The 12004-nt window shown below is 70.5% G+C and carries 11 protein-coding genes and 1 pseudogene; 6 read left to right on the forward strand and 6 right to left on the reverse strand.

Annotation, left to right across the window (positions count from 1 at the left end; translation table 11 throughout):
* Positions 1-36 precede the first annotated feature (36 nt).
* The 4 genes and pseudogenes from ACTMTF_RS47375 to ACTMTF_RS47390 all read left to right on the forward strand — a co-directional run.
* Positions 37-360: pseudogene (locus ACTMTF_RS47375) on the forward strand (Tn3 family transposase); the annotation flags it as partial.
* Positions 361-388: 28 nt separating this feature from the next.
* Complete coding sequence (locus tag ACTMTF_RS47380) at positions 389-1132, forward strand: DUF6193 family natural product biosynthesis protein (RefSeq protein ID WP_441116661.1); 744 nt, start codon at positions 389-391, stop codon at positions 1130-1132.
* A gap of 38 nt (positions 1133-1170) precedes the next feature.
* Positions 1171-1956: a recombinase family protein gene (locus tag ACTMTF_RS47385; protein ID WP_441116662.1), complete on the forward strand. Its 786-nt coding sequence runs from the start codon at positions 1171-1173 to the stop codon at positions 1954-1956.
* A 412-nt stretch (positions 1957-2368) separates the two neighbouring features.
* Positions 2369-3439, forward strand: a complete 1071-nt coding sequence (locus ACTMTF_RS47390) for a hypothetical protein (protein ID WP_441116663.1) — start codon at positions 2369-2371, stop codon at positions 3437-3439.
* A gap of 812 nt (positions 3440-4251) precedes the next feature.
* Here ACTMTF_RS47390 and ACTMTF_RS47395 read toward each other — a convergent pair.
* Both ACTMTF_RS47395 and ACTMTF_RS47400 read right to left on the reverse strand, forming a co-directional pair.
* On the reverse strand, positions 4252-4620 hold the full coding sequence (locus ACTMTF_RS47395) for a hypothetical protein (protein ID WP_441116664.1): 369 nt from the start codon (positions 4618-4620) through the stop codon (positions 4252-4254).
* A 190-nt stretch (positions 4621-4810) separates the two neighbouring features.
* Positions 4811-5221, reverse strand: coding sequence for a DUF2399 domain-containing protein (locus ACTMTF_RS47400; RefSeq protein WP_441116665.1), 411 nt, complete (start codon positions 5219-5221; stop codon positions 4811-4813).
* A gap of 253 nt (positions 5222-5474) precedes the next feature.
* Here ACTMTF_RS47400 and ACTMTF_RS47405 point away from each other — a divergent pair, with 253 nt between their 5' ends.
* Positions 5475-5690, forward strand: coding sequence for a hypothetical protein (locus tag ACTMTF_RS47405; protein ID WP_441116666.1), 216 nt, complete (start codon positions 5475-5477; stop codon positions 5688-5690).
* 211 nt (positions 5691-5901) lie between these two features.
* Here the strand turns inward: ACTMTF_RS47405 and ACTMTF_RS47410 are convergent, their stop codons facing one another.
* A complete protein-coding gene (locus ACTMTF_RS47410) occupies positions 5902-6900 on the reverse strand; it encodes a helix-turn-helix domain-containing protein (protein ID WP_441116667.1) in 999 nt (332 codons plus the stop codon).
* A gap of 59 nt (positions 6901-6959) precedes the next feature.
* On the opposite strand from ACTMTF_RS47410, the gene ACTMTF_RS47415 reads away from it, so the two are divergent.
* A complete protein-coding gene (locus ACTMTF_RS47415; protein ID WP_441116668.1) occupies positions 6960-8162 on the forward strand; it encodes an MFS transporter in 1203 nt (400 codons plus the stop codon).
* Between the two features lie 90 nt (positions 8163-8252).
* Here ACTMTF_RS47415 and ACTMTF_RS47420 read toward each other — a convergent pair whose 3' ends face one another.
* The 3 genes from ACTMTF_RS47420 to ACTMTF_RS47430 all read right to left on the reverse strand — a co-directional run bounded on the left by ACTMTF_RS47420 (position 8253) and on the right by ACTMTF_RS47430 (position 11946).
* On the reverse strand, positions 8253-9725 hold the full coding sequence (locus tag ACTMTF_RS47420) for a sensor histidine kinase (protein ID WP_441116669.1): 1473 nt from the start codon (positions 9723-9725) through the stop codon (positions 8253-8255).
* Positions 9703-10440, reverse strand: coding sequence for a response regulator transcription factor (locus tag ACTMTF_RS47425; RefSeq protein ID WP_441116670.1), 738 nt, complete (start codon positions 10438-10440; stop codon positions 9703-9705). The genes ACTMTF_RS47420 and ACTMTF_RS47425 overlap by 23 nt, the downstream gene beginning before the upstream one ends.
* A gap of 165 nt (positions 10441-10605) precedes the next feature.
* Positions 10606-11946 (reverse strand): hypothetical protein, encoded by a 1341-nt coding sequence (locus ACTMTF_RS47430; RefSeq protein WP_397015461.1) that lies wholly within the window; start codon positions 11944-11946, stop codon positions 10606-10608.
* Positions 11947-12004 lie beyond the last annotated feature (58 nt).

Consider the following 12004-nt stretch of genomic DNA (forward strand, 5'->3'; position numbering starts at 1 on the left):
GGGCCGGACGGGGCGAGTCTCGTTTGTGTGTGGGGCGATGATTTGTTACGGAACGCCTCGGAGATCCAGCCCGACACCATCCACGCAGACACCCAAGGCCAGTCGCTACCGGTCTTCGGTCTCGCTGCGCTCATGGGATTCGACCTGCTGCCCCGCATCCGCAACTGGCACGACCTGATCTTCTACTGGCCCACCCCGAACACCCACTACCAGCACAGCGACTCGCTGTTCGGTGACGAGGCGATCGACTGGACCCTGATCGAGACGCACTGGACAGACCTGCTGCGCACCGCGATCTTGATCAGAGAACCGGCTATCCTCGGTCACCCTGCTGCGCCGCCTGGGCACCCGCCACGGTAACGCTGCACGGGCAGAAGATCGGAATCTTATGAGCCGCGAACCCGACCCAGCCGTCCTCTACCCGGACGTGGCCGCCCACGGCAGCCTCGCCGCAGCACTCCACGCCGCAGTCGCCGGCCAGGGCCTGTCCCTTCCTCTGGCCGTCACTCCCTCTGATCCACTCCGCCATGCCACGATCGCCAGCGTCGTCCCGCATCGCCACTCGTCCTACGTCACGGCGTGGCATCACGAACGGCGCTGGACCATCTGGGGTTCGTCCAACGACAGACTCATGATCTGCGGTGACACCAAGGACATGCGTGAGCTTCCCGAAGTGATTCGTGGCTGGGCCGAAGGAGCCAGCCTCGACGAGATCGACCAGGCTGCGCCCTTTGACCTCCTGACCGGACGTTTCGAGGTCCCCGACAAGAACCCCGCCGCCATCATCGCCTCAGAGTGGCAGTACCTGCTCAAAGACGCCCGCGACGCCGACTGGCCCGCGTACCAGGCACTCATCGAGGCCGCCTACGCCGAGCCCATGCTGCGACGGCTCTACCCCTACACCAGCCACTGGACGCTGGGCTTCTCCAGCAAGCCCGACTACCCGTTCTCCCGGCCCTTCGCCTGGATTGACGCACCACGAGGAGCCGGCGGCTACACCATCAGCGAGGGGCACAACGACCCCGACCCGATGGAGATCCCCACACCCGCCGAAGTGATCTCCATCGCCGTCGACCGAATCCCTGCCGACCTCCTGCAGACATCCCTTGAGGACCCCGCGCAGGACTCCTGAAATCAACCCGGTCGACCCGGGAGGGGACACGATCGGGCATGGCCGACCACATCTACCTTCGGCATGCCACCGACCAGCAGACCGATACCCGCCAACGACACGCCCTGGCCCCGCTGCCGACCGCCGACGCCCCCGCTTATGAGGACCCCGCCACTTCCAGCCGCCAGCGCTCCCTGGATCGCACGGGATTCACCCGGCTCCTGCACGAGGCCACCGTAGGCGACACCATCCGCATCGCCGACGCCGCCCGCCTGTTCCGCTCCGACATCCTCGCCCTGCGCCCCGTGCTCATCCGACGCGGCCTGCACCTGCGGGTCGAATCCGGGCTCCTATCGGGGATCGACCTGGCCAGCGACGACCCCGGCACCAAGATGATGGTCTCGGTCCTTGCCGCCGTGCCGGAGTTCCAGCGCGACATGATCAGCGAGAACACCCGGGAAGGCGCCGCCGAGGCCTCCGGCAAGACCCTCGGCCGCCCCACTGCTCTCGACTCCGAACAGAAGGTCGCCGTCCTAGCTGCCTACCGGGAAGGCGCCGCCGTCAAACCACTGGCCCGTCAGCACCAGGTCGCCCCCAAGACCATCCGCCGTGTCCTGGCCGCCGCCCGCGCCCGCGAGTTGCCCAACCAGCTCGACACACCCCCTGGCCATCCCCGGCCAGGACCACACGCTCCGCGTCACCGCCCCGCTCGCGCTGCACCGCGCTGCCCTGGAGCAGAGCGCCGCTCTCGCCGCCAGCGCCGCCGGACCGGCCGAACGCAAGGCACACCGCGTGTACGCCGCCCGCATCACGAACGCCGGCCAGCAATGACACTTGACACCTGACCGATCTACGCCACCCAACGCCAATCCGCTGACCAGCAACTACCTTGGCCCGCGGCCCGTTTCTGCCGTATCCCGGTGGCACCCCTATGGGAGTGGCGCAGTTCAGCGGCGCTCGAAGGGATTGATTCCCCAAGGGTCGTGGTGCGGCTCACCGCGCTCGCGCAGCTCGATCTGGTAGGCCCGCCAGATGTCGGCCTCTGTCAGTGGCGCCGGGGCGCCGTAGCGCAACGCTCCGGACCGGCCCCCGTTCGCGGTACCCGCCGTTGAAGGCGGCATACGACAGGTCCGGCTCGGCCAGGCGTCGGCGCAGCTCAGTGCGCCGGTCGTCGATGATGGCGGCCTGGCCCGGGCATCATGGCCATGGCCGCTATTCGCTCGCTCAGCGCCTCCACCACGGGGATACTGCATATCGATGATCGAATATGACAGTCCGGCCTCGTTCCGCGGTCAGCTCCAACGGGGACGCGGTGCCGCAGTGCGTCGCACGTCGACCGCCCCCGGCGCCGCCGACGCGGTGTACGAGTGCGTGATTACGGACACGCGCTGGGACCGACAAGTTGACCAGCGCGACAGCTACCTCGCCGGTCTCATCGCTCGGCTCGACCTGCCACTGGCACCGATCCAACAGCACCTGCTCACGTACGACGGCGAGGACGTCGAACCGGTTGAGCTTGCCTTGCAGGTCCTTGCCCTGCTTCCGATGGTCGGTCGACTCGACGCGGCAGCCGTGCTGCGCGGGTACGCGATCGACGGGCCGCACTGGTCCACGGCGCTTGAGGCGATCGGCTACAGCGGGGCGATGAAGCTCCCCGCGATCTGGGACGGGCTCGCTGACGACGTCATCGCCAATCGCGACGATACGCAGCTTGCACAGGCGATCTGGTGCGACACGGAGCCGTGGACGACGTTTGCGCAGTTCCAGCCACGGGTCCGGCGAATCATCGACGAGCTCAAGGCCTCCCGCTCACCCAGACCGGCCAGACGCGACACACCACCCGAAATCGCCGCCATCGACAACGAAGACCTGGTCGCGCTTGTCGCTGCCGGCGGCTCCGAACGGCGGCGGGCGCTGGGGGAACTGGGTAGGCGCGGCGATCGCATCGTCTTCGACTTCGCCGAAGACCCGGCCCTACGCAACGCGGCCGGGTGGCTGCCGGGCATCCCACAGGCGCTCCACCACCTCGGGCCAGACGCGCTGCCACACGCCCGCACGTGGATCGGCAGCGGCGACGACACACTCGTCGCGTTCGGGGAGCGTGTGGTGGCAGAGGTCGGAGACCGGGGCGACGCCCCGGTGTTGCTGGCCGCGCTGCACCGCACAGTCGTCGCCGGAGAATGGTGCGCTGCCGAGGTCCCAGCACGAGGCCTGGGCCGGTTGGAGATCCGTGAAGCCGCGAGCGAGCTCATGGCCGCGTGGGAAGGCACGGTTCATTCACTTGCGCGGGACATTCCTGGACGGGCTTCGGGGATGCGCGCCGCATGAGGCCGAAATCGTCGCGGTCGAGGGACTTGACGATTGCGAGCCAACGGTTCAACAGCGCGCGTGTGAGGCAGCACCAGATACGGCCGCATTCCGCTCGCGTCTGCGGGAGTTGGCTGGCGATCCCCTGGCGCCGGAGGTTCACGAGGCCGCGAACACGAGACTGCAGGTCCTGGCCGGCAGACCCTGAGCTTCTCAAAGCGCTACCAAGATCGGGCCATGGCCCCTTTCTCACGTATTCAGTTCCCATCCCTTGTAGGTGCCCGTCCCCGGAGGACGGTGTCACCTGCGGGGTTAACGCCCGGGCGGGCGACCATCTCCTAGTTGATATGCGTGAGGGGACATCCCCTCGTTGCTGGGGCACGGCCGGAATACGCCCGCGACCAGGGCCCCCCTCCGTGGCGGCCCTGGTCGCGGGCCTGACGTTCCGGCTCGAACACTGATGGATAAGTCGGCATCCTCCGCGACTGTCCATCTTGCGCAGGTCGCCGTGCTCGATATCGTCTCGGCCGTATTCCGGTCGCACCCCTCACAACCCGTTCTCACTCAGATGGGAGCAAGCGCACGTTCTGGGAGATGTGTGTGAGAACGCTCTCCATGGGCCGAGCGTCAACGGATGTGACATAAACCCCGGCTCACCGTTCCACTCCTACTGGCAGGCCAAGGTCGCCGCCGCCAACCCGAGCGTGACCAAAGCGTGGACCGATGCCGGGTTCAAGAACGCGGTCGCCGCGCACGGTGCCGGTCTGGGCATCGACGTGGAGGTGGTGCGGCGCGCCCCGCATACCCTCACAGCTCGGCGATCTCGTCGATTGTCAGGTGTCCAGCAAGTAGGAGTAGGTCGCCGAGGCAATGTACGGCAGCGCGGCAGGGCACTGCCTCGTGGATGTCTCTCCGGACTCCTTCCACGGGCCGTTGATCTTTGTCGACGTCGTTGCGCTCCCCTTGGTCTTGCAACGGATCACGACCCGAAAGGTGTGCACGTTCTTGCACGCTGCTCTGCCGATGTCGATCTTTGGGGTCCGGTCGGCACTTGCACTGCATGTCACTGAATAGGTGGGCTTGGCCGCCGCAACGCTGCCCGCTGATGCGGAGCTGGGTGTGGAGCTGATCAGGGCGATTGAGCCCATCGTTGCAAGGCCGAGCGTGGTGGTCAAAGCAAGTGTCGGTACCAGCTTTCGCATGCGATCTCCGTTCGTAGCATCTTGGACTCGATCCACACGGTGAGCAAAGCAGAAGCCGGTATGAGCGCGGTATGTTGCTGCCGCTCATCCTGGATCCACGGCGGTGAAACTCGAGGCGAGAGCCGCGAAAGAAGTGAGGTGCCCTCCGAGCTGGGAGGACATAGATGCAATAGGTAGTCGTTCATCTGGTTCACGTGAGGTCGGCGAGGAATGCGGGGATGAGGCGTTCTTCCATGACCGCGCGGCCGGCGGCGCCCATCGCGTCGGCGAGGGCCTGGTCCCAGAGGCTGGCCGCGGGGCTGCCGGTGAGTGGGGTGGATTCGCCCAGCTCCAGCCCAGAGGAGTAGTCGGCCGCGGCCATCCGCCAGGGAATCGCGCCATGCCGCAGTTGGGCAGAGGCGAGGATACGCAGCCTGGTCCAGTCGACGTCCGGCACGATCTCGTACTCGACCTGCTGCTGGAGGGTAAGCCGGAACGGGATGCCGTGCGCGGCGGCGTCATCGTTTCTATGCGTCGTGACCCGGTCGGGGCAGTGTCCTGCCGGGACAGCGAGCGCGGCTTGCGCCGTCTGCGGGCGACCAGGCCGAGCTAGGCCGGGCAAGCGGCCGGCCGCTTGCGATCTGGTCCGCCGCGGGTTCGACACGGTCGCGGCGGACGTGCTGTGGTGCGGTGATGTGACCCAGATCGACACCGACCGAGCATCACGATGCCGCGCTGGCCCGCGCCGAGCCCCTGCACGGCGCGGAAAGCGATGAGCTGCGGCATGGTCTGGGCCAGGCCGCACAGCGCGGACCCGGCCAGGAACAGCGAGATGGAGCAGACCGCACCGAGCTCGCCCCCTCATGACCTGGCACATGCGCACCGGCCATTACCCCACTTACCAGCACTACCTGCGCACCGCCACCCGCAAGGACGACAGGCAATGGCAGTTCGACCTCGGCCTCAACTGCCTCCTCGACGGCATCAGCGCCCGCCTGGTGAGGGCGCCCGCTTGGGGGCTCAAGCGGAAAGCAACGGCCCGTGAGAAGTTGCGGGATGACGGAGGTTATCTGGCAACTCAGCGATCATAGGCGTAGCTGATTCGAGACCCGCCCCGGCGACCTTGCCGAGGTCACCACCGCCACAAGGAGCCGGCCGGCAGGCGATGCCCTGTCAGTTAGCCGGACACCGGGTCAGGATGGTCCACGAACGGGGTCCGCTGAGCCAAGGGGCCCGAAGGTCCTGGCCACGGGCGCCAAAGGTACCCGGCGCCTGCGCTCTCGGCCATGTTCGCACCAGCGCTCAGTCGCCGGCCAGGGTCCCGCCCAGAGGGGTGCGTTCGTAGCGCACGGATCGGCCGGTCCGCGTCCGCGTGACCATGCCGGACTCGCGCAACACCGCCAGGTGGCCGCCGACCGCGCCCAGGCTGAGACCCAGCTGGCGGACCAACTGCGTGGTCGTCGCCGGCACCGCGAGCGCCCGCAGCACCTGCGCGCGGTGTGGGCCGACCAGCCGCGCCAGCGCCGCCGCACCGCTCTGCGGGGGCGGCGGCCCGAGCAGGTTCGCGACGCCACGCGCCGGATACACCAGGGCGTACGGCCAGGGCGGCTCGACGTAGCTGATGAGGGTGCCGAAGACGGTCGGCATCAGCAGCAGGCCCTTGCCACCCAGCCGGTGCCGCTCCCACTCGGTCCGGGAGCCGGTGCGCACCTCGATCACACCGTCGGCCCCCTCGGAGCGCCAGCCCACACGCGGATCCAGGTCGGACAGCGCCGCGGCCCAGCCGTACATGGCGAGGTGCCCGGCGCGGTGCACCAGGTCGCGCTCCAGCACCGTACGCAGCCGCGGCCAGTCGGGCTCGACCAGCGCGTGCCAGGTCGCCTCGATCGCGTCCGAAAGCCGGGTGAGCACGTCCGGGGCGGCCAGGATCTGCTGGACGTGGCGCGGCGGCGTACGCAGCCCGACCAGGTTGCGGGCGATCTCCGCGCGAATCTGGCGCAGCGGAGTCGCCCGCACTGCGGCGAGTTCTACGGCGAAGTCGTCGCCGAGACCCGAAGGCGGAGGATGGATGAAGTCGGCGTTGTAGCCGCCGCGGCGAAACAGCGTTGTCAGCGCCCCGACCGCCGGCGTCTCGCGGAGCAGCCGCGCGTACCGAGGCGCGATGCGCTCCGCCCAGGGCCGCAGCGGCCCGGCCGGCTGCTTGCCCGCAGCGACCCGCAGCGCGTTCATTGCTTCACCCAGCGGCGAGATCGCGTAGCGGGTGTGCGCCACATCGACCGGCCCGACTTCGATGGCCAGCATCTTTCGCCTCCACGCGAAAGCTTAACGCCTCCCCCTGCACCGCCCCGAAACTGGCCCGCATGACGACACTCCAGGACGCACCGGCGCGGGCCACCTACCGCGAGGTGTTCGCGGTACGCCAGTTCCGCGTGTTGCTCACCGGCTACACGCTCTTCCTCGGCGGCGAGACGGTGAAGATGCTCGCGCTCTCGGTGACCGTCTACGCCGGCACCGGCTCGTCCCTGCTGGCCGCGCTGGCCTACGTCGCCGGCTTCCTGCCCTACGCCCTCGGCGGCACGCTGCTGCTGGCGTACGCCGACCGGTGGCCGCCGCGGGCCGTGATGGTCGGCTACGACCTGGTCCGTGCCGCGGTCGCCGCTGTGCTCGCCGCCGGGCTGCTCTCCCCCACCGCGATGCTGGTGCTGGTGTTCGTCACCGGCATCCCGAGCGCGGTCGCCTCCGCGGCGCGCAGCGCGCTGCTGCCCGTACTGCTCGACGGCGACCGGTACGTGCTCGGCCGGGCCGTGTTCTCCATGGCCGCCGGCGGCACGCAGGTGCTCGGCTTCGCCGTGGGCGGGATGCTGATCGCGGCGCTCGGCCCGTACGGCGCGCTCTGGATCACCGTGGCGAGCTGCCTGCTGTCCGTCGCGCTGCTGCGCCTGCGGCTGGCCGAGCGGCCGCGCCGCGGCACGGCCGCAGGGTACGCGGTACGCGAGACCTGGCGCGTCAATCGCGAACTGCTGCGCCGGCCGGCGATCCGTTCGCTGCTGCTGGCCCAGTGGCTGCCGCCCGCGCTCGTGGTCGGCACCGAGGGGGTGCTCGTCCCGTACGCCGTCCAGATCGGCAACTCAGCCGGGCTGCTGTTCACCGCCGTGGCGTTCGGCATGCTCACCGGCGACCTCGCGATCGGCCGGCTGGTCACCCCGGAACGCAGGGAACGGCTGGCCGGGCCGCTGGCACTGCTGCTCGGCGCGCCGCTGCTCGGGTTCGTGTTCTCGCCCGGGCCGGTTACCGCGGCGCTGCTGCTCGCCGTGTCCGGGTTCGGGGTCGCGTACCAGCTGGGGCTGGCCCGGCGCTTCCTGGAGGCGGTGCCGGAGGCGAATCGAGGCCAGGCCTTCGGGCTGATGCTGACCGGGACCATGACGTTGCAGGGGCTGTTCGCGGCGGGCGGCGGGGCGTTGGGCGAGGTGTCAGCGCCTGGTCTGGTCGTCGGCGCGGCGGGCGCGGCGTCCCTGCTGGCCGTCTTGGGTCTCTGGCGCGTGCTCGCGTCACCGAGGGCGTAGCAGCGCGTGAGGAGCGACTGATTTCCTGAAGTTCTGTCACCTCGGACTCGTCCCCTACCGACGAGGCGTACGTCGGCCCCTGGCTGCCTCTCACTCAGCACCCGGTGCCGGCAGCCGTACGGTGAAGATCGTGCGACCGGGCGCGCTCTCCACCGCCACGCTGCCGCCCTGCTCCAGCACCACAGCGTGCACGATGGCCAGCCCCAGCCCGGTGCTGCCGGCCGCCCGGGAGCGTGAGCCGTCGCCGCGTGCGAACCGCTCGAAGACGTGCGGCAGCAGGCCGGCGGGGATGCCGGGGCCGTTGTCCGCGACACGCAGCACCACCTCCCGCCCGCTCACGCCGACGCCCACCGTGACGCGGGTCCCCTCCGGCGTGTGCGTACGGGCGTTGCCGAGCAGGTTGGCCAGCACCTGCTGCAGCCGGGCCGAGTCGCCCACCACGATGACCGGCTCCTCCGGCAGGTCCAGTTTCCAGTCGTGGCGCGGGCCCGCCGCGTGCGCGTCGCTGACGGCGTCCACCGTCAGCATGGACAGGTCCACCCGGTCGTGCGCGAGCGGCCGGCCCGCGTCCAGGCGGGCCAGCAGCAGCATGTCCTCGACCAGGGCCGTCATGCGTTCCGCCTCGGACTCCACCCTGCGCAGCACATGCGCCACCTCGGGCTGTACCGGCTGCCCGCCGCGCCGGCTCACCTCCGCGTAACCGCGGATGGCCGCCAGCGGGGTGCGCAGCTCGTGGCTGGCGTCGGCGACGAACTGGCGTACCTGCGTCTCGCTGGCTTGCCGTACCTCCAGCGCGTTGCCCACGTGGTCGAGCATCCGGTTCAGGGCCGCGCCGACCTGGCCGACCTCGGTGCGCTCGTCGGCGTCACGCTCGGCGACCCGCTGAGGCAGCTCCACTTCGCCGCGGTCGAGCCTCAGCTGGGACACCCGCGTGGCGGTGGCCGCCACCCGGGACAGCGGGCGCAGGGCACGCCGTACGATCACCACGCCCAGATAGCCGACCCCGGCCAGTGCGAGCACGGTCACCCCGGCCACGACGCCGGCGACCAGGTAGAGCGTCTCCCGCGTCTCGGCCAGCGGCAGCCCGGTGATCAGTACGTCCCCGTCGGGCATCCGCCGCGCGACCAGGCGGTAGTCGCCCAGATCGCCGAGGTCGTAACTGCGGGGCACCGCGTCGGCGGGCACGCCCAGCAGCGTCGCGTCCTGTCCGCTCAGGTCGGGCGGCGTCTGCCCCTGCTCGGGGAGCACGCCGGCGAAGACGACCCGGCCCTGCCCGATGTGCGCCGCCAGGGTGCCGATGACCTGTCCCGGCGGGAATCTGCCTTCACGCGGGCTCGGCGGTGGAAACCGGTCGAATCCGCGCGGCGTCCTGGCCGCCGCCGCCGTCAGCTGGTCGTCGACCCGGCTGTACAGCGCTCTGACCAGCGTCGCCTCGGTGGCCACGCCGACGATCAGAAACGCCGCCGCCAGCAGGCCGACCATCGCCGCGACCAGACGCGCCCGCAGCGACCAGCTCGCCGGCGCCCGCCACCGCGGCGGCTCATTCGCCGGGCTTGAGCACATACCCCGCACCACGCAGCGTGTGGATCATCGGCGGCAGGCCCGCGTCGATCTTCTTGCGCAGGTAGGAGATATAGAGCTCCACCACGTTGGCCTGCCCGCCGAAGTCGTAGTTCCACACCCGGTCGAGGATCTGCGCCTTGCTGAGCACCCGGCGCGGATTGCGCATCAGGTAGCGCAGCAGCTCGAACTCCCTGGCCGTCATGTTGATCAGCTTGCCGCCGCGCCGTACCTCGTGGCTGTCCTCGTCCAGGACCAGGTCCCCGACCACGATCTGGGAGCCGGCCAGCAGCTCGGTCCTGGCGGCTCGGCGGATCAGCCCGCGCAGCCGCGCCACCACCTCTTCCAGGCTGAACGGCTTGGTCACGTAGTCGTCGCCGCCCGCCGTCAGCCCGGTGATGCGGTCTTCGACGGAGTCACGCGCCGTCAGGAACAGCACCGGCACGTCCGGCGCATCCGCGCGCAGCCGCCGCAGGACCTCCAGGCCGTCGATGTCGGGCAGCATCATGTCGAGCACGACGGCGTCGGGGCGGAAGCCGCGGGCGGCGCGCACGGCGCCCAGCCCGTCGGCGGCGCTGCTCACCTCCCAGCCCTCGAAGCGCAGCGCCATCGCCAGCAGCTCGGCCAGCGTGGCCTCGTCGTCGACCACCAGCACCCGCACCGGACTGCCGTCGGCCCGGCGCAACTGCCCGCGAGCCTCCGCATTCGCCATGCTCATGGTCCGATCGTGGGGAACGACTCTGTGTGTGTCCTTGGCGCAACCTGTCTATCACCTGTGAAGACCCGCCTGACCACGCCGAACACGTCCAGGACCAGCCTCTACACCCCGACCGGACGGGCAGCCTCACCCGGGACCGGACCGCGGCCGGCCTCCGCGACGGCGTCAGTCCCGATGCCGGTTGGCCAGCTCCGCCGTGACCGCCCGCTCCCGTAGCCGCCCGGCTTCGGCCCGCGCCGCCTCGACCTCGGCCCGCGCGTCCTCCAGCCGCGCCCGTTCCAGCCGCAGGTCGAGCAGCAACTGATCCCGTTCGCGAACGGCGGCCTCAGCCCGCGCCCGCTCCCCCTCGGCCCGCTCCTTCTCCCCCTCGGCCCTGGCCCGTTCATCCAGAACCGCGGCCGCGGCCTCCTTCTCCACCGCGGCGAGCCGGTCGGCCGCCATCGCCAGCTCCCGCCGCCTGCTCTCCTCAGCCCGCGCCACCTCGGCACCGGCCACCTCACGTGTCCGCGCGACCTCAGCCTCAGCCGCCTCATGCGCCCGCGCGACCTCGGCGTCGGCCGCCTCGCGTGCCTGCACCGCCTCGTTGAGTGCGACAGCGCGCTCCCGCTGCGCCTCCGCGGCAGCCCGCTCGGCGCTCTCGGCGCGTGCCACCGCCCGGTCGCGCTCCTGCTCAGCCGCCTGCGCCGTGGCCGCCGCCGCGGCGACGTCCCGCTCGGCCCGTTCCCGCGCGCGTACGGCCGCCGCCATCTCCTCGCGTGCCCGATCCCCTTCCGCCCGCGCCTGCTCAGCGTCCTGCCGAGCCTGTACGGCCAGCGCCTTCGCTTCCTCGGTACGCGCGTCGGCAGCCTCCACCTGCTCGGCCAGCTCCTGAACCGCCTGATCCCTGGCCCGCTCGGTCAGCTCGACACGTCGTACCGCCTCCTCGGCCCGCTGCTCGGCCACCTCCGCCCGCCGACCGGCCTCCTCGGCCGCCTGCAGCGCCTGACGCTCGGTACTGGCGGCCTCACGCAACGCGGCCAGGGCCTGCTCACGGGCCCTTTCTGCGTCGCCGAGCGCGTTGTCCCGCTCCGCCTCGGCCTCTTCCAGCCGCTCGCGCATCTCCCCGGTCTGCCGCCGCGCGTGCTCAGCGGCCTCACGCGCCAGCCGTACCTGCTCGAACGCCTGCTCCCGCTCAGTGCGCGCGATGGCCACCCGGGTGTGCGCCTCGGCCTGCACGGCACTCAGCCTGGCCTCCACCCCGGCCGGGCTCAACTCGTCGGACAACGCCTGCGCGAGCGGCTCGATCGCCGCGGCCAGCCCACTCTCCATGCGCTCGTACAACTGCTCAGCCCTGGCCAGCGCCCCTTCCAGCCCAGGCGTCGCCCGCCGCAACTCCCGCTCCCGCTTCGCCGCGGCCTGACAGTCCCCTTCGGGGCAGTAGGCCTTGGGCCGCCCTCTCCCCCGCCGCTGCTCGATGGGCGCCCCACAGTGCTTGCACGGCGTGACCGTGCCGGTCTCAAGAGTCACGACCGCAGCGTACCATTTTTGATTTTCCAGAAAATAAAAATCAGGAATTAACTTCTGT

Origin of the sequence: Nonomuraea sp. ZG12 (assembly GCF_052068115.1) — a bacterium.
Classification (GTDB): domain Bacteria; phylum Actinomycetota; class Actinomycetes; order Streptosporangiales; family Streptosporangiaceae; genus Nonomuraea.

What these genes read in the sequence shown, in the direction of transcription:
- ACTMTF_RS47380 (WP_441116661.1), top strand. Translation starts at nt 389, where the DNA reads ATGAGCCGCGAACCCGACCCAGCCGTCCTCTACCCGGACGTGGCCGCC.
- ACTMTF_RS47385 (WP_441116662.1), top strand. Translation starts at nt 1,171, where the DNA reads ATGGCCGACCACATCTACCTTCGGCATGCCACCGACCAGCAGACCGAT.
- ACTMTF_RS47390 (WP_441116663.1), top strand. Translation starts at nt 2,369, where the DNA reads ATGATCGAATATGACAGTCCGGCCTCGTTCCGCGGTCAGCTCCAACGG.
- ACTMTF_RS47395 (WP_441116664.1), bottom strand. Translation starts at nt 4,620, where the DNA reads ATGCGAAAGCTGGTACCGACACTTGCTTTGACCACCACGCTCGGCCTT.
- ACTMTF_RS47405 (WP_441116666.1), top strand. Translation starts at nt 5,475, where the DNA reads ATGCGCACCGGCCATTACCCCACTTACCAGCACTACCTGCGCACCGCC.
- ACTMTF_RS47410 (WP_441116667.1), bottom strand. Translation starts at nt 6,900, where the DNA reads ATGCTGGCCATCGAAGTCGGGCCGGTCGATGTGGCGCACACCCGCTAC.
- ACTMTF_RS47415 (WP_441116668.1), top strand. Translation starts at nt 6,960, where the DNA reads ATGACGACACTCCAGGACGCACCGGCGCGGGCCACCTACCGCGAGGTG.
- ACTMTF_RS47420 (WP_441116669.1), bottom strand. Translation starts at nt 9,725, where the DNA reads ATGTGCTCAAGCCCGGCGAATGAGCCGCCGCGGTGGCGGGCGCCGGCG.
- ACTMTF_RS47425 (WP_441116670.1), bottom strand. Translation starts at nt 10,440, where the DNA reads ATGAGCATGGCGAATGCGGAGGCTCGCGGGCAGTTGCGCCGGGCCGAC.